Source organism: Micromonospora sp. NPDC004551 (assembly GCF_040609975.1).
Lineage (GTDB): Bacteria > Actinomycetota > Actinomycetes > Mycobacteriales > Micromonosporaceae > Micromonospora.
The window spans coordinates 14,029-31,711 of the sequence record NZ_JBEXLM010000039.1; the positions used below are offsets into that span (position 1 = coordinate 14,029).

17 protein-coding genes are annotated in these 17,683 nt (G+C 73.8%); 11 read left to right on the forward strand and 6 right to left on the reverse strand.

Translation table 11 applies throughout. The features are described from left to right. Positions 1–17 precede the first annotated feature (17 nt). Complete coding sequence (dnaG, locus tag ABZW14_RS30520) at positions 18–1,910, forward strand: DNA primase (RefSeq protein WP_355353372.1); 1,893 nt, start codon at positions 18–20, stop codon at positions 1,908–1,910. Next, positions 1,911–2,447, forward strand: coding sequence for a hypothetical protein (locus ABZW14_RS30525; protein ID WP_355353375.1), 537 nt, complete (start codon positions 1,911–1,913; stop codon positions 2,445–2,447). Positions 2,448–2,451: 4 nt separating this feature from the next. Here ABZW14_RS30525 and ABZW14_RS30530 read toward each other — a convergent pair whose 3' ends face one another. The 5 genes from ABZW14_RS30530 to ABZW14_RS30550 all read right to left on the reverse strand — a co-directional run bounded on the left by ABZW14_RS30530 (position 2,452) and on the right by ABZW14_RS30550 (position 9,496). Continuing rightward, positions 2,452–3,420 carry a TAXI family TRAP transporter solute-binding subunit gene (locus ABZW14_RS30530; RefSeq protein ID WP_355353378.1) on the reverse strand — a complete coding sequence of 323 codons (969 nt, stop codon included), beginning with the start codon at positions 3,418–3,420 and terminating at the stop codon, positions 2,452–2,454. After that, positions 3,417–3,809 (reverse strand): roadblock/LC7 domain-containing protein, encoded by a 393-nt coding sequence (locus ABZW14_RS30535; RefSeq protein ID WP_091319365.1) that lies wholly within the window; start codon positions 3,807–3,809, stop codon positions 3,417–3,419. Before ABZW14_RS30535 ends, ABZW14_RS30530 begins: the two co-directional genes overlap by 4 nt. After that, entirely contained in the window at positions 3,806–6,289 is a 2,484-nt protein-coding gene (locus ABZW14_RS30540) for a nitrate- and nitrite sensing domain-containing protein (protein ID WP_355353382.1), read from the reverse strand. The genes ABZW14_RS30535 and ABZW14_RS30540 overlap by 4 nt, the downstream gene beginning before the upstream one ends. A 67-nt stretch (positions 6,290–6,356) precedes the next feature. Next, on the reverse strand, positions 6,357–7,376 hold the full coding sequence (locus tag ABZW14_RS30545; RefSeq protein ID WP_355353385.1) for a TAXI family TRAP transporter solute-binding subunit: 1,020 nt from the start codon (positions 7,374–7,376) through the stop codon (positions 6,357–6,359). Further along, complete coding sequence (locus ABZW14_RS30550) at positions 7,373–9,496, reverse strand: TRAP transporter fused permease subunit (protein WP_355353472.1); 2,124 nt, start codon at positions 9,494–9,496, stop codon at positions 7,373–7,375. Before ABZW14_RS30550 ends, ABZW14_RS30545 begins: the two co-directional genes overlap by 4 nt. Before the next feature lie 313 nt (positions 9,497–9,809). Between ABZW14_RS30550 and ABZW14_RS30555 the strand changes: the two genes are divergently transcribed. The 3 genes from ABZW14_RS30555 to ABZW14_RS30565 all read left to right on the forward strand — a co-directional run bounded on the left by ABZW14_RS30555 (position 9,810) and on the right by ABZW14_RS30565 (position 11,831). Next, complete coding sequence (locus ABZW14_RS30555) at positions 9,810–10,742, forward strand: ABC transporter ATP-binding protein (RefSeq protein ID WP_355353388.1); 933 nt, start codon at positions 9,810–9,812, stop codon at positions 10,740–10,742. 58 nt (positions 10,743–10,800) lie between these two features. Beyond that, entirely contained in the window at positions 10,801–11,334 is a 534-nt protein-coding gene (locus tag ABZW14_RS30560; protein WP_355353391.1) for a hypothetical protein, read from the forward strand. An 89-nt stretch (positions 11,335–11,423) separates the two neighbouring features. Then, positions 11,424–11,831 (forward strand): carboxymuconolactone decarboxylase family protein, encoded by a 408-nt coding sequence (locus ABZW14_RS30565; RefSeq protein WP_355353394.1) that lies wholly within the window; start codon positions 11,424–11,426, stop codon positions 11,829–11,831. Between the two features lie 47 nt (positions 11,832–11,878). On the opposite strand, the gene ABZW14_RS30570 is transcribed toward ABZW14_RS30565, so the two are convergent. Then, entirely contained in the window at positions 11,879–12,163 is a 285-nt protein-coding gene (locus ABZW14_RS30570) for a flavin reductase (RefSeq protein WP_355353397.1), read from the reverse strand. A gap of 181 nt (positions 12,164–12,344) precedes the next feature. Here ABZW14_RS30570 and ABZW14_RS30575 point away from each other — a divergent pair, with 181 nt between their 5' ends. The 6 genes from ABZW14_RS30575 to ABZW14_RS30600 all read left to right on the forward strand — a co-directional run bounded on the left by ABZW14_RS30575 (position 12,345) and on the right by ABZW14_RS30600 (position 17,531). Beyond that, on the forward strand, positions 12,345–13,148 hold the full coding sequence (locus tag ABZW14_RS30575) for a helix-turn-helix transcriptional regulator (protein ID WP_355353400.1): 804 nt from the start codon (positions 12,345–12,347) through the stop codon (positions 13,146–13,148). Then, on the forward strand, positions 13,139–13,330 hold the full coding sequence (locus ABZW14_RS30580) for a DUF397 domain-containing protein (protein ID WP_355353403.1): 192 nt from the start codon (positions 13,139–13,141) through the stop codon (positions 13,328–13,330). Before ABZW14_RS30575 ends, ABZW14_RS30580 begins: the two co-directional genes overlap by 10 nt. Before the next feature lie 119 nt (positions 13,331–13,449). After that, complete coding sequence (locus ABZW14_RS30585; protein ID WP_355353406.1) at positions 13,450–14,244, forward strand: ABC transporter permease; 795 nt, start codon at positions 13,450–13,452, stop codon at positions 14,242–14,244. An 11-nt stretch (positions 14,245–14,255) separates the two neighbouring features. Beyond that, entirely contained in the window at positions 14,256–15,062 is an 807-nt protein-coding gene (locus ABZW14_RS30590) for an ABC transporter permease (protein ID WP_355353409.1), read from the forward strand. 63 nt (positions 15,063–15,125) lie between these two features. After that, positions 15,126–16,142: a YihY/virulence factor BrkB family protein gene (locus ABZW14_RS30595; protein ID WP_355353412.1), complete on the forward strand. Its 1,017-nt coding sequence runs from the start codon at positions 15,126–15,128 to the stop codon at positions 16,140–16,142. Between the two features lie 210 nt (positions 16,143–16,352). Further along, positions 16,353–17,531, forward strand: coding sequence for an ROK family transcriptional regulator (locus ABZW14_RS30600; RefSeq protein ID WP_355353415.1), 1,179 nt, complete (start codon positions 16,353–16,355; stop codon positions 17,529–17,531). The last annotated feature ends 152 nt before the right edge of the window (positions 17,532–17,683 follow it).

The following is a 17,683-nucleotide window of genomic DNA, read 5'->3' on the forward strand; positions in this document are numbered from 1 at the left end:
CGGTCCGGCAGGGCAGGATGTACGCCGAGGAGGTGGCGGAGATGGCGGGGCGGATCCGGGACGAGGACATCGCGCTGGTCCGCGAGCGCACCTCGATCGCGGAGGTCATCTCCGACACGGTGACGCTCAAGTCGGCCGGCGGCGGCAACCTCAAGGGCCTCTGCCCGTTCCACGACGAGAAGAGCCCCTCGTTCAACGTCTCGCCGGCCCGCAACGTCTGGTACTGCTTCGGCTGCGGGGCCGGCGGCGACGCGATCAAGTTCCTGATGGACGCCGAGCACCTGAGCTTCGTCGAGTCCGTCGAGCGGCTCGCCGCCCGCGCCAACCTGCAGCTGCGCTACGTCGAGGACGACCGCTCGGCTCCGCGCGCCCGCCCGCAGCAGGGGCAGCGCCAGCGCCTGGTGGCGGCGCACGCGGCGGCCGTCGAGTTCTACCGCGCCCAGCTCACCACTGCCGGCGCCCGGCCGGCCCGGGAGTTCCTCGCCCGGCGGGGCTTCGACCGGGCCGCCGCCGAGCGCTACGGCTGCGGCTTCGCCCCCGACGCCTGGGACCTGCTCACGAAGCACCTGCGCCAGCAGGGCTTCACCCACGACGAGCTGGTCACCGCGGGGCTGTCCCGCCCGTCGCGCTCGGGCAGCCTGATCGACCGCTTCCGCCGCCGGCTGATGTGGCCGATCCGCGAGATCACCGGCGACGTGATCGGCTTCGGCGCCCGCAAGCTCTTCGACGACGACGACGGCCCGAAATACCTGAACACCCCCGAGACCCCGATCTACAAGAAGTCGCACGTCCTCTACGGCATCGACCAGGCCAAGCGGGAGATCGCCAAGCAGGGCAAGGTGGTGGTGGTCGAGGGCTACACCGACGTGATGGCCTGCCACCTGGCCGGCGTACCGACGGCGGTGGCGACCTGCGGCACCGCGTTCGGCGCCGACCACATCTCCGTGCTGCGCCGGGTGCTCTTCGACAGCGACGAACGGGCCGGCGAGATCATCTTCACCTTCGACGGCGACGCCGCCGGTCAGAAGGCCGCCCTGCGCGCCTTCGAGGACGACCAGCGTTTCGTCGGGCGCACCTTCATCGCGGTCAGCCCCGACAACATGGATCCGTGTGACCTGCGCCTGGCCAAGGGCGACCTGGCCGTGCGCGACCTGGTCGCCCGCCGCGAGCCGCTGGTCGACTTCGCGCTCCGCCACATGATCAATCGCTTCGACCTGGACACCGTCGACGGCCGGGTGGAGGCGATGCGCCGGGCCGCCCCGCTGGTCGCCAAGATCAAGGACCGGGAGAAGCGCCCGGAATACGTCCGCAAGCTCGCCGGCGACCTCGGCATGGAGATCGAGCCGGTGCAGCGCGCCGTGCTGGCCGCCGCCAACGGGCAGCCCGCGGGCGTGGCGACCGCCCCGGCCCGCCCCGCCCCAGCCGCGCCCACCGTGGACAGTCCGCACTCGATGGTCGAACGGGAGGCGTTGAAGCTCGCCCTCCAGGAGCCGGTGCTGGCCGGCCCGATGTTCGACGCGGTCGAGGCGGCCGAATACCGGCACCCGGTGCACGTCGCCGTCCGCGCGGCCATCGCCGCGGCCGGCGGGGCGGCGACCGCCGCGGGCGGCGCGGTCTGGATCGAGCAGGTTCGCGACGCCTGCGACGACCTGGCCGGCCAGGCGCTCGTCGGTGAGCTGGCGGTGGAGCCGCTGCGCATCGACGGCGAGCCGGACCCGCGCTACGTCTCGATCACCATGGCCCGCCTCCAGTGGGGCTCGGTGACCGGGCGGATCAAGGACCTGAAGTCGAAGATCCAGCGGATCAACCCGGTGAGCAACAAGGACGAGTACTTCGCGCTCTTCGGGGAACTGCTCTCGCTGGAGCAGCACGCGCGGGCGCTGCGCGAGCAGGCCGCCGGGGGGCTGTAGATGGGACTGTTCAACCGCAAGCCGAAACTGCCGCCCGCCGACCGGCCGCCGCTGCACGCCGACGAGCGGGTGCTCGCCTGGGCCGCCGCGGGCAACGGCGAGGGCGACGGTGTCGTGGTCGCCAGCAACCTCGGGCTCTGGCTGCCCGGGCGCGGGGAGCGGATCGGCTGGCACGACATCCTCAAGGCGGTCTGGTCCGGCCGGGAGCTCACCGTCACCCCCGCCGACCGGGTCGCCGAGCGGGACGGCTACGTCGTGGTCGCCGACTGCCCGGCCGAGACCTACCTGCTGCTCGACCCGGGCGACCTGCCGCACCAGGTGCGGGCCCGGGTCACCCGTTCGGTCGCGTACACCACGCACCACCCGGTGCCCGGCGGCGCCGGCCGGATCGCCGCGCGCCGCGTCTCCGGCGTGGACGGGCTGACCTGGACGGTGCGCTACGACCCGGGCACGCCCACCGACGACGAGGCGGTGACCGCCGAGACCGACCGGCTCGTCGCCGCCGCCCGGGCCGCCACCGCCCCCGCGAACCTCTGAGCCGTCAGCCGCTGCGATACCAGCGCGCCGCGCCCGGGTGCAGCGGAATCGGGTCGGTGGCGGCGGCGCTGTCCCGGGTGAAGTTCGCCGCCTCCGGGTGCACCCTGATCAGCTCGCCCTGCCAGGTGAAGAGCACCCGGGTCAGGTCGTACGCGAGCTGGTCCGGCATGTCCGCCGCCACCAGGATCACGTTCGCCACCGTGATGGTCGGGGTGGCCGCCGGGGTGCCGTAGGCCTCCCTGGGCAGGACGGCCGTCGTGTAGACCGAGCCGTAGCGGGCGGCCAGCGGCTCGATCAGGTCGGTGAGCGGGAGCAGCCGGAACACCCCGGGCGCGCCGGAGAGCAGGTCCTTGATGCCCGGGGTGGGCAGGCCGCCGGAGAAGAACATGGCGTCGAGGGTGCCGGCCCGCATCCGCTGCACGGTGTCCGGCAGCGACAGGTTGAGCCGCTGGATGTCCCGGCCGGGGTCGATCCCGCCGGCGTTGAGCAGGCGCCCGGCGATGATGTCGGTGCCCGACTTCGGCGAGCCCGTGGAGATCCGCTTGCCGCGCAGGTCGGCGAAGCTGCGGATCTTCCCGTCGGCGCGGACGATCAGGTGGGTGTAGTTGCTGTAGACCCGGGCCAGCGCGCGTACCGGCTGGGGCCGGCCGTCGAACGCGCCCCGGCCGTTGACCGCGTCCGCGGCCGTGTCGGCCAGGCTGAAGGCGATCTCCATGTCACCGCCGGCCAGCCGGGTGATGTTCTCCACCGAGGCGCCGGTCGGCTCGGCCCGCGCCTCGTACCCGGGCAGGTGCCGGCTGATCAGGTCGGCGTAGCCGCCGCCGAGCTGGTAGTAAACGCCGGTGGTGTTGCCGGTGGCCAGGAAGATCCGGCCGTCGTGCCAGGCCCGTGGCCCGGTGTCGGCCCCGCCGCAGCCCGCCACCAGCGCGGCGAGCAGGAGCGCGGCGGCGAGCCGCAGCGGGCGGCCGGTCACCGGCGGGCCGCCGGTTCCAGCGCCTCCGCCACCCGCTGGACCAGCGTCGCCGTCTCGTAGCCGATCTGGCCCAGGTCGCAGCCGGGCGCGGCGAGCACCCCGAGCAGCGCCCGCTCGCCGACCGCCATCACGAGCATCACCCCGCCGTCCATGTCGACGATCTGCTGGCGTACGCGGCCGGCGGACATCAGCCGGGCCGCGCCGACGGTCAGGCTGGCCAGCCCGCTGATCACCGCGGCAAGCTGGTCCACCTGGTCGGGGGCGAGGTCGGGGGAGGCGGCCAGCCGCAGGCCGTCCTCGGACACCGCGAGGGCGTGCGACACGTCCGGCACCTGCTCGGCGAAGTTCGCCAGCAGCCAGTCGAGCCCGGCGGTCACGGGTGGGGTCATGGGTTTCTCCCGGTGGGTGTGGTGTTCGGGGCACGGCGCATCACGCTGGCCACCCCCTCGGCGAGGGCGGACAGGCGGGCGCGTACCACCTCAGGGTCGAGCAGGTCGTCCGCGGGCCGGGGCGGCGGGGCGGTGGTGGTGGGCAGGGTCGCGGGGAGCTGCCCGCCCCGGGTCCGGCGCGGCAGGACGGCGCCGGCGACCTGGGATGGGCCGGCCGGACGGATCCGGGCGGCGCTCGGCGCCAGCAGGGCGACGCCCGGCGGGCGTACCGCCGCGACGCCCCGGACGGCGCGGTCGGGCGGCGGCGCTCCGCCGGCCACCGGCCCGGCGACGGCCGGCGCGCGCTCGTCGGCGTCGGCCACCGTCCCGGGCAGCGGGCCGGGCGGCGAGGATCCGGCGCCGTCCGGTGGCCGTACACCCAGGGCGGCCGGCTCGGAAGCGGTGGTGATCAGGTCGGCCGGCCGCGACGGCGCCGCGCCGGTCGAGCGGGGCCGGAACCACGCCGCGCGGCCGGCCGGGCGGCGCTCGGCGGCGGGCCGGCGGGTCACCGACTCGACCCGGGTGAGCACCGACTCGGGCACCTCCACCTGGGCCACCGTGCCACCGGCGGTGTGGTGCAGCTGCACCCGGATCCCGTGCCGGGCGGCCAGGTGGGCCACCACGTGCAGGCCCATGCTGCCGGCCGCGGCGCTGGACAGCATGGCCGGCGCGGCGAGCCGCTCGTTGATGGTGGCCAGCCGGGTCTCGCTGATGCCGATGCCCTGGTCGTGCACCCGCAGGGTGAGCCCGTCGACGGTGCGCCGCCCGTCGACCAGCACCCGGGCGTCCGGCGGGGAGTAGACGGTGGCATTCTCCAGCAGCTCGGCCAGCAGGTGCACCAGGTTGCCGGTCGCCGCGCCGTGCACGGCTGCGATCGGCACGTCGATCTCCACCCGCGGGTAGTCCTCGATCTCCGAGGCCGCCGCCCGGACCACGTCGTCCAGCAGCAGCGCGCCCTCGTGCCCCCGGCCGGGCTCGCCGCCCGCGAGGACCAGCAGGTTCTCGCCGTTGCGGCGCAGCCGGGCGGCGAGGTGGTCCAGGGCGAAGAGCCGGGCCAGCGCGTCGGGGTCGGTCTCCTCGCGTTCGAACTCGTCGAGCAGGCGCAGCTGGCGGGTGATCAGCGTACGGATCCGCCGGGCGAGGGCCTCGGCCATCCGGGTCACGTCCAGCCGCAGCTCGGCCTGCTCACCGGCGAGCCGCAGCGCGGCCGTGTTGACCGTGTCGAACGCCTCGGCCACCTGGGCCACCTCGTCGCGGCCCCGGCGGATGCCGTCCGTCAGCCGGGTGGCCCGACCCGGGCCCGGCGCGCCCTCGCCCGCGGCGATCGCGGTGATCCGCTCCGGCAGTTCCCGGTTCGCCATGGTGAGCGCCGCGACGCGCAGCCGGCGCAGCCGCCGGCTGGTCCGCACCGCCAGCAGCACGGCGGTGACCAGCGAGCCGAGTGCCACGGTGCTGGTCGCCCCGGCAGTGAGCAGGGCCCGCTGCCGGGCGGTCCGGGCCAGCGCGGCGGCGTCCCGGTCCAGCCCGTCGGACAGCTCCCGGCCCAGCAGGTTGTAGCGGCGGATGGTGCCGCTCTGCGCCACGTACCAGGCGTCGCCGTCGGTCTTCAGCGACTCCGGCCCGCCGTCGGTGTCCAGCACGCCGTCGCGCATCCGCCGGGCCGTCTCCACATCGGCGCCGCCGACCAGCCGGTACCAGGCGGCGTTGGCCGGGCCGGCGGCGATCCGGAGGAACTCGGCCTGGCGCTGTTCGCGGGCACCCCGGAGCCGGCCGAGTCCGGCCAGCTCGCCCCGGACCAGTGCGCCCCGCACGAACACACCGCGCAGCAGGTCGCGTTCCAGCGCCGAGAGGTGCTCCTGGGCGGCCACCGCGGCCACCTCGCGCGCCTCGTTGGCCAGGTCGGCGTCGCGGAGCTGGGCGGGCAGCGCGTCGGCGACGGCGAGCAGCGACTCGACCAGCGTCGCGTACGCCGGGTCGCCCCGGTCGCCGCCGAGCGCCAGGTCCCGGGTCGGCGCGAGCTGGCCGAGCCGCCCGTCCGCGTCGTTGAGCACCGGGGTCAGGTCCGGGGCGGCCCGCCGGGCGTCCCCGCTGGCCGAGCGGTACCGGCTGACCGCGGCGTCCACCCGGCGCCGCTGCGCGTCGACAAGTGGCCGGCCGGCGGTGCCACCGCGCTGGCGCAGCGCCGCCGTCTCGCCCAGTTCGCGTTCCAGCTCGTGCACCAGCCGCACGGTGGCGGTGGCGGTGCCGGCGAGCACGCGGGCCCGGTCGGCGTCGGCGGAGGCGTCCAGCGCGGCGCCGGTCTGGGCGGCGCCGAGCACCACCAGGCCGGCCGTGGCCACCAGGATCGGCGCGAGCAGTTGGACCCGGACCGACCGGAGGTGCCCGGTGCGGTCCGCGGGCCGGTGGTGCCGGCGTACGCGGGCGGGGTGGGGCAGCGGCACGGGGGTCTCCCGGGTCGTTCGTCGGAGAGCCGGGCCCGGACGCGCGGTCCGGGCCCGGCTCGTCGGGTCAGCTCGCGCCGAGGTCCTTGAGCGCCCGGTCCGCCCCGCGGTGCAGCCCCACGGGGTCGGTCTTGCGGGCGTTGGCCAGGTCGATGCCCTTGGCGGCCGGGTTGGCCTGGGCCAGGGTGTCCCTCTTCTCGAAGACCGTCCTCGTGATCACGCAGGCCACGTCGGCGTCGAGGTCGTCGCGGACCAGGAGCACGTTCGGCACCACGATGGTGGGCACGTCGGCGGGGGTCCGGTAGACGTCCTTGCCGATGGTGCCGGCCTGGTACGCCGGGTTCAGCTCGGCCATCTTCGGCAGCAGCGGGCTGATGTCGAGGAACTTCACCTTGTCGCCGGACGTGGTGAACAGGTCGGTCACCCCGCCCGTGGGCACGCCGCCGGACCAGAAGAAGCCGTCGATGCTGCCGTCCTTCATCCCGTCGACGGTCTTGGTCAGGTCGAGCCGCTGCGCCTGGACGTCCTTGGCCGGGTCCAGCCCGGCGGCGGTGAGCAGCCGGTTGGCGATGACCTCGGTGCCGGACTTGGGCGACCCCGTGGAGATCTTCTTGCCCTTCATGCCGGCGACCGAGGTGATGCCGGAGTCGGCCCGGACAACCACCTGCGTGTAGTTGTCGTAGATCCGGGCCAGCGCCTTGACCGGCTGCGGGGAGGTGAAGCTGTCCTTGCCCTGCACGGCGTTGACCGCGGTGTCGAAGAGGGAGAACGCCACGTCGTACTGGCCGGCCACGAGCTGCTCGACGTTCTGCACCGAGGCGCCGGTCTCGGCGGCGGTGCCGGTGAGCTTGCCCCCGGTGGAGGCGGCGAGCTGGCCGGCCAGCGCGTTGCCGACCACGTAGTAGACGCCGGTGGCGTTGCCGGTCGCGATGCCGACCCGGGTGTCCTTGCTGACCTTGCAGGTGATCTCGCGGGCGGCGTCGTCCTTCGCCGCGCCGTCCTGACGGCCCCCGCATCCGGCGGCGCCGGCCGCGACCAGGGCCAGCGCCCCGACACCCGCGGCGATCCGCACGTCGATCCGTCTCACTCTGTCTCCTCCCGGTGGTCCACCAATTCAGGGACCGACGGGCCGCCGGCGCGACCGGCGGAGCCACGTCGGACGAGCACGCCCGCGACGGCCAGCGCGGCGAGCACCGCGCCGACCGCGACGGGTAGGGGTTCCAGCCAGAGCAGCACGAGCCCGGCGACCGCGCCGAGGAGCCGCTCGGGCGTGCCGGCCGCGCCGACGCCGGGCAGCCAGCCGCCCGCCGCCACCGCCAGCACGGTGACGCCGAGCGCGGAGACCACCGCGGCCACCGCGATCCGGCCGGCCCCGCCGATGCCGAGCAGGCCGAGGCCGGTCGGCGTGATCACGAAGGCGATCGGGATGAGGTACGCGGGCAGCGCGTACCGCAGGGTCTGCCACATGGTCGGCACCAGCCGGCCGCCGGTGACCGCGGCGGCGGCCACCGCGGCGAGCGCGGTCGGCGGGGAGACCTCGGACAGCACCGCGAAGTAGAAGACGAACATGGCCGCGGCGGGCGCGGCGACGCCGAGGTGCAGCAGCGCCGGGCCGATGATCACCCAGCCGATCACGAAGGACGCGGTGACCGGCACGGCCAGCCCGAGGAGGGTGAGCGCGACCGCGGCGAGCAGCGCGGTGAGGGCCAGCACCACGGCCGGCTCGGAGCTGACCGCCTGCGCCCCGCTGACCAGCAGCGCGGCGGCCTGCGGGCCGAGCCCGGTCTTCGTGGTGGTGGCGGTGATGATGCCGGCCGCGGCGCAGACCGCGCTCACCGCGAGCACTCCGCGTACGCCGCCGCTGAGCGCCGCGACGAGGCGGGCCGGGGTGAGCCGGTGTCGGCGGTCCAGGAAGGACAGCGCGGCGGCCAGCACGGTGGCGATCACCACGGCCCGGGTGGCCGAGGCGCCCAAAGCGAGCACCACGATGATCACGAGGAGCGAGAGGAAGTGGTAGCCGAAGCGGAGCAGCAGCCGCCCGGCCGAGCCGGTGTCGATGACCACCGGGCGGACCCCGGAGCGCCGGGCGTCGATCTCGACGGAGAGCAGGATGCCCAGGTAGTAGAGGATCGTCGGCACGGTGGCCCAGCCGAGCACCTGGAGGTAGGACACGCCCAGGTACTCGGCGATGATGAAGGCCGCGGCACCCAGCGTGGGCGGGGAGAGGATCGCGCCGACGCCCGCGGCGGCCAGCATGCCGCCGGCCCGTTCGGCCGGGTAGCCGGCGCGGCGCAGGATCGGCCAGGTCACCGCCCCGATGCTGACCGTCGTGGCGGCGCCGGAGCCGGAGACCGTGCCGAGCAGGAAGCCGGAGGCGACGGCGGTCCGCCCGGCGGCGGTGCGGGAGCGGCGGAACGCGGCGGCGGAGAGTTCGACGAAGAACCGGCCGGCCCCGGAGAGGTCCAGCACCGCGCCGTAGATGGTGAACAGCACGATGTACGAGGCCGCCACGTCCAGCGGTGTGCCGTAGAAGCCGCTGTCGGAGTTGTAGAACGCGTCGACCAGTTGCGCGAAGTCGAGGCCGGCGTGGGCCACCGGCCAGGACTGCGGCAGCAGCCCGCCGTAGTAGCCGTAGCCGAGGAACAGCAGGCAGACGGCCGGCAGGATCCAGCCGGTGGTGCGCCGGCACGCCTCCAGAAGCAGGAGCAGCAGCACGGTGCCCAGCGCCACGTCCAGCGGCACCAGCAGGCCCTGCCGGTCGAGGAACGCGTCGTAGCCGCCACCGCCCGCACCGAGCGTCACCGGCAGCACGGGGTAGAGGCAGGCCAGCAGCGCGACGACGGCGAGCAGCCAGTCGGCCGGGCGGGGACCGCGGCGCTCCGCCGGCTCGTCGCCGGCCGGCCGCCGACGCAGCCGCAACCCGGAGGGGTACGCCAGGAACACCATCGGCAGCACGCCGGCGAGGAAAATGATGAGGTAGTACTTGCTGCCCTGCGGGAGCGGAAAGAACACCTGCCAGAGAGCGAGCAGGGCGACGGCCAGAGTGACGCCGGTGAACAGCAGTGCGACCGGTCCGGACAGCACCCGGCCCGGTTTCTCGTCCTCGAACCGGGCCGCCAGTTCCCGGGTGTCGTGATGCGTCTCCGCGGGCCCGTCGTCGGCCCACGCCGGATCGGTGGTCGCGCCCCCGTCGGGCGGGAGCGGCACCGCAGCGGTGTCCCTTTCGGACAGCGGTGCGTCCACCGCGGCGGACCGGGGCGGCGGGGGAGTGGCGTCGGAGGGGCGAACGGGCGGCACGAGGGGGCACGATACGCGAATCGTCTACATCATGGGAACATTGCCGGACATGATTGCTTTGAGTGACCGGAATGAAGGGTCAATCACTCACCGCACGCCGATTCTGAGTGGCATTCACAATTGTTGCCGCAAAGCCGCGAATGGCGTCCGGCCCCGGGCCGGTCGGCCGGTGCCGCCGCGTTAACCGGTCGAGCCTGTCGGACCCGGCGGTTAGGGTCGGCCGGTGACCAGCACGCAACCACTCATCCAGGCACGGGGGCTGGTGAAGCGGTTCGGCGACTTCACGGCCGTCGACGGCATCGACGTCGAGGTGCGTCCCGGCGAGGCGTTCGGGTTCCTCGGCCCCAACGGCGCCGGCAAGTCCTCCACCATGCGCATGATCGGCTGCATCTCGCCGCCCTCCGGCGGGGAGCTGCGCATCCTCGGCATGGACCCGGTCCACGACGGCCCGGCGATCCGGGCCCGGCTGGGCGTCTGTCCGCAGCTCGACAGCCTCGATCCCGAGCTGACCGTCCGGGAGAACCTGACCAGCTACGCGCGCTACTTCGGCATCCCGCGCCGGGTGGCCCGCGAGCGGGCCGCCGAGCTGCTGGACTTCGTTCAGCTCACCGAGCGGGCCGAGAGCAAGGTCGATCCGCTCTCGGGCGGCATGAAGCGGCGGCTGACCATCGCCCGCGCGCTGGTCAACAACCCCGAGATCGTGCTGCTCGACGAACCCACCACGGGGCTCGACCCGCAGGCCCGGCACCTGGTGTGGGAGCGGCTGTTCCGGCTCAAGCAGCAGGGCGTCACGCTGGTCCTCACCACCCACTACATGGACGAGGCCGAGCAGCTCTGCGACCGGCTCGTGGTGATGGACGGCGGCCGGATCGTCGCCGAGGGCTCGCCCCGGGCGCTCATCGAGCAGCACTCCACCCGCGAGGTGGTCGAGCTGCGCTTCGCCGCCGAGTCGCAGGAGCCGTTCGCCGGAAAGCTCGGCGGGCTGGGGGAGCGGGTCGAGGTGCTGCCGGACCGCATCCTGCTCTACGTCTCCGACGGCGACGCCGCGTTGGCCGAGGTGACCGCGCGCGGCCTCGTCCCGGCCGGCGTCCTGGTCCGGCGCAGCAGCCTGGAGGACGTCTTCCTCCACCTCACCGGCCGCACCTTGATCGACTAGGGTGGCGGATCGCGGTTCGCCACCTCGGGCGGCCGGGTGGTTGGCGGGGGTGTCCGACATGGTGGGTCTGCCGCGGCGTCAGGCCGGGCTCACGGCGCTCTACCTCGGCGTGTTCGCCGCCGTCTGGTTCAGCGTCCCGAAGGCCGACCCGCCGTTGCGCTCAGCGCTGGTGGTGGGCAGCGTCGTCGCGCTGCTCACGGCGGCCGTCGGCGCGGTGCTCGTGGCCCGGGCCGGGCGGCGGGCGGCAGGCGAGCGCGACCGGCTCGCCGACCGGCGCTACGGGCTCGTCGTCGCCGCCGAGGTGGGCGTCGGCCTGCTCGGCGCGCTGATCCTGGCCGCCGCCGGGCTCACCGGCTACCTCCCGGTGCTGGTCTGCGCCGTGGTCGGCATCCACTTCGTGCCGCTGGCCCCGGTGCTGCGTGACCGGCTGCTGGTGCCGCTCGGCGTCGCCGTCACGCTGGTCGCCCTCGCCGGCCTGGTCGTCGACCTCGTCTCGGGGGTGTCGGCCGGGCTGGTCGTCGGAACCGGCGCGGGCGCCCTGCTCCTGGCCTACGCGGTGCTCGCCCTGATGCGAGCCCGCCGGGTCGCCTGACCGGCCGGAGGGCGAGCCGTTTGTCCGGCTGGGCCGTGGGTAACCGCGGCCCAGCCGATCGGACGACCGCTCAGAGGTGGGGCAGGACCATGACCGGAGACGACCAGTACGAGCGAGGTATGGAGGCGCTGCGGCAGGCCGACAGCGGCGCCGGGCAGAAGCTCCTGGAGGCTCTCGCCGACGTCTCACCCGAGCTCAGCTACCGGTCGGTCGCCTGGTCCTACGGAGACCTCTACGTCCGGCCCGAACTGGCGCGTCGCGACCGGGAGCTGATGTGCCTCGGCGTCCTCACCGCCCTCGGCGACGCCGGCGCCCAGCTCGAGGTGCACGTGAACGGCGCGCTGAACGCCGGCCTGACGCCCTCCGAGATAGTCGAGGCGCTGCTCCAGGCGGTCGTCTACTGCGGTGTGCCGCGGGCGGTCAACGCCACCCTCGTCGCCAAGAAGGTCTTCGCGGAACGCGACCTGCTCCCCGTCCGCCCCACCCCGGCCCGCTGACCCGGCCCGCGGTTCCGCCATCGAGGCCAGCGGGCCGAGGGGGGTCGTCACCGCGCCCGCGCCCAGGTGACGAAGCGATCGGCCAGCCGCTGCGGCGCGTCACGCTCGTACCGGCCGCCGAGGTCCGCCGTCGCCTCGACCAGGAGCGTGCCGAGGTAGACGAGCAGCGCGATCCGGTCCTCGCGATACTCCCCGAGCAGCGCCAGCCGGGCCGGTGAACACGGCCACGGCGCCCCGCAGGCGCGGCAACGCCAGGACGGTCGCGCCGCGACGTGCGGGCGGTAGCGGGGCATCTGCTCCTCCTCGCCTCCGTCGTGGGATGGGGGTGCCACGCGCACCTCGTCGTGCGCGTGGCACCCCCGGCCTGGTTCCGCCCGCCGTCCGTTGCCCGTGAGCGGTCCCGCTGCGTGACAGTCTGGTGATCGGGCGACTACGGTGGGAGATCCCGCGTGCCGACGACGAGGGCGTACGGCGGCCGGCCCGGAGCGGTACGAGGATGTACGGAGGCTGTCCGTGGACCGTTCGTCCATGCTGGACCACTTCGCCGAGGAGTTGCGGCTCGCCCGGGCCACCAGCGGCATGTCACAGAGCGCGCTGGCCGAGGCCCTGAGCTACTCGGGGGCGCTGGTGGCCAAGGTGGAGACCTGCGAGCGCCGGCCGGGCCTCGACTTCGCCCGCCGGTGCGACACGGTGTTCGGCACGGACGGGCGGTTCGAGCGGATCCAGCGGCGGATCAGCCGGGAGACGGTGGTGCCGTGGTTCCGCGACTGGGCCGGCATCGAACAGGAGGCCACCGCGCTGCGGTCGTTCGAGCCGCTCTACGTGCCGGGCCTGCTGCAAACCGAGGGCTACGCCCGCGCCGTGCTGGCCGGGGCCGGGCTGTTCGCGCCCAACGAGATCGATCAGCAGGTGACGGCGCGGCTCGACCGGCAGAGCGTCCTCACCCGCGACCGGCCACCGCTGCTCACCGCCGTCGTCGACGAGCACCTGCTGCGCCGCCGGGTGGGCGGCCCGGAGGTGATGCGCGAGCAACTGGCGCACCTGGTCAAGCTCGGCCGCACGCTGACTCGGGTCCGAATCCAGGTCGTGCCGCTCTCCGCCGGGGCCTACGCTGGGCTCGACGGCCCCTTCGTGATCGCCACCTCGACCGGCCGGGAGGACGTGGTCTACCTGGAGGGCCAGCGCCACGGCCAGGTGGTGGACCGCGCCGAGTTCGTCCAGCAGATGGTCGAGGTGTGGGAAGCGATCCGGGGCGAGGCACTGTCGCACCAGCAGTCCCTGGAGTTGATCTCGGAAGTGGCGGAGACATGGACCTGACCGGCGCCCGGTGGCGCAAGAGCACCCGCAGCAACGGCAGCGGCGGCAACTGCGTGGAGGTGGCCGGGAACCTGCCCGGCGTGGTCGCCGTGCGCGACTCCAAGGACCCGGCCGGTCCGGTGCTGACCTTCGGTCCGGAGGCGTGGCGCGCGTTCGTCACGCGGGTCGCCGGCCGGCCGTAGCGATCCGGCCTCGCCGAAACCGCGGCGACACCGTCCGCCGCCCGTCGTAGGGTGACCGGCGGCCTGTCGTACCCCAGGGGTAGGAAGGCCGATGTGGGCGGAGAACGGGGGTGGTCCACGTGACCGTGGCGGAACGGTCCGGCCGGGCGCTGCCCCGGGTGCCGGCCCTGGCGGTGCTCTCCCACCACCTGGTCGGCTACCGGCGCACCTGGCGGGCCGGCGTCTTCTCGTCCTTCCTGCTGCCGGTGCTCACCGTGCTCGGCTTCGGCGTCGGGGTCGGCGCCTACGTCGACCAGGGCGTGGGCGGGGTGTCCTACCTCGACTGGCTGGTGCCCGGCCTGATCGCCTCGACCGCCTTCCAGGTCGCCGTCGCCGAGTCGACCTGGCCGGTGCTCAGCAACTTCCGCTGGATCCGCACCTACCACGCGCAGGTCGCGGCGCCGCTGCGGATCGGCGACATCCTGGCCGGGCACCTCGCCTTCGTGCTGTTCCGGGTGCTCACCAGCACCCTGGCGTTCGTGCTGGTGACGGCGCTGTTCGGCGCGCTGCGTTCGCCCTGGGCGGTGACCGTCCCGCTGGTGAGCCTGCTGCTGGGCCTCGCGGCCGCCGCGCCGACGTTCGCGTTCGCCGCCGCGGTGCCGGGGGACAGCTACCTGGCGCTGCTGTTCCGCTTCGCGATCATCCCGATGACCCTCTTCGCCGGGGTGTTCTTCCCGGTCGAGTCGCTGCCGGGCGGGCTGCGCCAGTTCGCCTACGCGACCCCGCTCTGGCACGCGGTGGACCTGTGCCGCGCCGCCACGCTCGGCGTCGCTCCGCAGTGGTCGGTCACGGGCCACCTGCTCTACCTCGCGGTCTGGGCCGGCGTCGGCTGGTGGCTGGCCCGGCGCGTGTTCCAGCGTCAGCTCGTCGTCTAGGGAAGGGTGTCGTGGTCGCTCTCGTCCTGCCCCGGCTGGTCAACACCGCGGGGGCCCGCCGCTCGGCCTCGGTCGCCGAGCGGAACTTCACGGCCCTGCGCAGCGCCTACTGGCTGGTGCTGATCTCCGGCTTCCTGGAGCCGGTGCTCTACCTGTTCTCGATCGGCGTCGGGGTGGGCGCGCTGGTCGGCGACCTGACGCTGCCCGGCGGCCAGGTGGTCTCCTACGCGGCGTTCGTGGCCCCGGCCATGCTCGCCTCGTCGGCCATGAGTGGGGCGCTCTCGGAGACCACCTTCAACTTCTTCGGCAAGATGAAATACATGAAGCTGTACGACGGGGTCATCGCGACCCCGGTGCAGCCGTTCGAGATCGCCCTCGGCGAGCTGGGCTGGGCGATGGTCCGCGGCAGCCTCTACTCGGCCGCGTTCCTGGTCATCATGGTGGCGATGGATCTGGCCACCGCCGGCCGGGCCCTGGCCGCGTTCCCGGCCGCGGTGCTGGTGGGCTTCGCCTTCGGCGCGCTCGGCATGACCGTCTCCACGCTGATGCGCAGCTGGCAGGATTTCGACCTCATGGGGTCGGCCCAGTTCACGCTCTTCCTCTTCTCCGGCACGTTCGTCCCGGCCGAGGCCTACCCGGCGGTGCTGCGCTGGCTGGTCGAGGTGACCCCGCTCTACCGGTCGGTGCACCTGATCCGGGGCATCTGCGTGGGCGCGTCCGGCTGGTCCTGGCTGCTCGACGTGGCCTACCTCGTGGCGCTGACCGCCGGGATGCTCGCGCTCGCCTCCCGGCGAATGAGCAGGTTGCTGTACCGGTAGGTGGTTAACCGGCCCTCCCCCCGGGGCATGTCGTGAGGCGACACAGACGACGAGGGAGGGGCGATGGCCGCCGACGAGTCTTCCGCCCGGCACGGGCGCGACCGCACCGGGCCGGTGGGCCCGGACGAGGGGCCGGACAGCCCCACCGACCTGCCCCGCACGGGCTGGGTGGCGACGCTCAAGCGCACGGTCCGGGAGTTCCAGGACGACAGCCTGACCGACTGGGCGGCCGCGCTCACCTACTACGGGGTGCTGTCCATCTTTCCGGGCATGCTGGTGCTGATCTCCGTGCTCGGGCTGCTCGGCGACCGGGCGACCCAGGGGGTCAAGGACACCGTCGACCAGGCGGTGCCGGAGGAGAGCATCCAGAAGATCATCGAGAGCGCCATCGACCAGGCCGGCGCGTCCGGCGGGCTGGCCAGCCTCGCGGCGGTCATCGGTCTGCTGGCCGCGTTCTGGTCCGCCTCGGGCTACGTGGGCGCCTTCATGCGCGCCTCGAACAGCATCTACGACGTGCCGGAGGGGCGGCCGATCTGGAAGACCCTGCCGATCCGGCTCGGGGTGACCGCCGTGATCGGCGTGATGCTGCTGATCAGCGCGGTGATCGTGGTCTTCACCGGTGGTCTCGCCGAGCAGGCGGGCAACGCCATCGGCCTGGGCTCGACCGCCGTCACCGTGTGGAACATCGTCAAGTGGCCGGTGCTGCTCGTGCTGGTCAGCCTGATGTTCGCGATCCTCTACTGGGCCTCGCCCAACGCCCGGCACGGCGGCTTCCGGTGGGTCAGCCCGGGCGGGATCCTGGCCGTGGTGCTCTGGCTGGTCATCTCCGGCCTGTTCGCCCTCTACGTCGGCAACTTCGCCTCGTACAACAAGACCTACGGCGCGCTGGCCGGCGTGATCATCTTCCTGGTCTGGCTCTGGCTCAGCAACATCGCCATCCTGCTCGGCGCGGAGTTCGACGCCGAGTTGGAGCGCAGCCGCGCCATCGAGGCCGGGCACCCGGCCGACGAGGAGCCCTACGTCGAGCTGCGCGACGACCGCAAGCTGAAGAAGAAGCGCAACGCCGCAGGCCGGCGCTGACCGACGGCTACCCGGGCCGCCCCGCCGCGTCGGACGCGGTGGGGGCGGCCCCTTTTCATGATCGACTCCGTGCTTTTGCTCAGATGGACAAAAGTTTCCGCTAGATGTGCCGAAGCTATGGACATGTGACCCGGAAGACTCCTACTGTGTCGGACACGACACATCGCCGACGCGTCGATGTGAACGACTCCGATGCGGAGGTGAGTCCCGGTGCGGACGGTCGACCCCCTGCACGTACAGCTCCTGCGAACGCTCCGGGACGAGGGCGCCGTCTCCCGGGCCGAGCTCGGCGACCGCCTCGAGATGCCCCGCCCGCGCCTGCTCGCCGAGCTGGAGCGCCTGGTCAACCTCGGCTACGTGGCCGAGGCCGGGCTGGCCGCCTCCCGGGGCGGCCGCCGCTCCACCCTCGTCGAGCTGAGCCCGCACCTGCGCTTCGCCGCGGTCGACCTGGGCGCCAGCTCGATAGACGTCGAAGTGGTGAACGGTCGGCTGGAGCAGGTGGCCGCCTACACCGAGCCCGCCGACATCCGCTCCGGCCCGAAGGTGACCCTCCAGCGGGTCAACGAGCTGCTGCACAAGGCCCGGGTGGACGGCGCGTACGAGCGGCTCGACGCGGTCGGCATCGGCGTGCCGGGCCCGGTCAGCTTCCGGGACGGGGTGCCGGTCTCGCCGCCGATCATGCCGGGCTGGGACCGCTTCCCCGTGCGTGAGCTGCTCACCCGCGAGCACGGCTGCCCGGCGGTGGTCGACAACGACGTCAACATCATGGCGATCGGCGAGCGGCACGGCGGGGTGGCGCACTCGGTGGACGACTTCCTGTTCATCAAGATCGGCACCGGCATCGGCTGCGGCATCTACCTCAACGGCGAGGTCTACCGGGGCACCGACGGGTGCGCCGGCGACATCGGCCACATCCAGGTCGACCCGAACGGTCCGATGTGCTCCTGCGGCAACCTCGGTTGCCTGGAGGCGGTGTTCAGCGGAGCCGCGCTGGCCCGGGCGGCCACCGCCGCGGCCCGCGCCGAGGTGTCACCCGCGCTCGCCGAGCGGCTCGCCGCCCGGGGCGCGGTGACCGCGCTGGACGTGGCGCAGGGGGCGGTCGAGGGGGACGTCACCTGCATCCAGCTCATCCGCGACGGGGGCCGGCGGGTCGGCAGCGTGCTGGCCGGCCTGGTCAGCTTCACCAACCCGTCGATGATCGTGATCGGTGGCGGGCTCGCCCAGCTCGGCCACATCCTGCTCGCCGAGATCCGCAGCGTGGTCTACCGCCGCTCGCTGCCGCTGGCCACCGGCAACCTGCCGGTGGTCCTCTCCGAGCTGGGTCCCCGCGCCGGCGTCGCCGGCGCCGCCGTGCTCGCCAGCGACCTCGCCTTCGGTGAAGCAGCGTGAGCGCGAGGAGTGAGCCGGGTTTGCGAGCCCCGCAGTCGCGAACCACGGAGGCGCTGTGAGCGCGAGGAGTGAGCCGGGTTTGCGAGCCCCGCAGTCGCGAACCACGAAGGCGCTGTGAGCGCGAGGAGTGAGCCGGGTTTGCGAGCCCCGCG

Coding starts and splice junctions, on each gene's coding strand:
- dnaG (WP_355353372.1), top strand. CDS start 18: ATGTACGCCGAGGAGGTGGCGGAGATGGCGGGGCGGATCCGGGACGAG.
- ABZW14_RS30525 (WP_355353375.1), top strand. CDS start 1,911: ATGGGACTGTTCAACCGCAAGCCGAAACTGCCGCCCGCCGACCGGCCG.
- ABZW14_RS30535 (WP_091319365.1), bottom strand. CDS start 3,809: ATGACCCCACCCGTGACCGCCGGGCTCGACTGGCTGCTGGCGAACTTC.
- ABZW14_RS30560 (WP_355353391.1), top strand. CDS start 10,801: ATGGTGGGTCTGCCGCGGCGTCAGGCCGGGCTCACGGCGCTCTACCTC.
- ABZW14_RS30565 (WP_355353394.1), top strand. CDS start 11,424: ATGACCGGAGACGACCAGTACGAGCGAGGTATGGAGGCGCTGCGGCAG.
- ABZW14_RS30580 (WP_355353403.1), top strand. CDS start 13,139: ATGGACCTGACCGGCGCCCGGTGGCGCAAGAGCACCCGCAGCAACGGC.
- ABZW14_RS30595 (WP_355353412.1), top strand. CDS start 15,126: ATGGCCGCCGACGAGTCTTCCGCCCGGCACGGGCGCGACCGCACCGGG.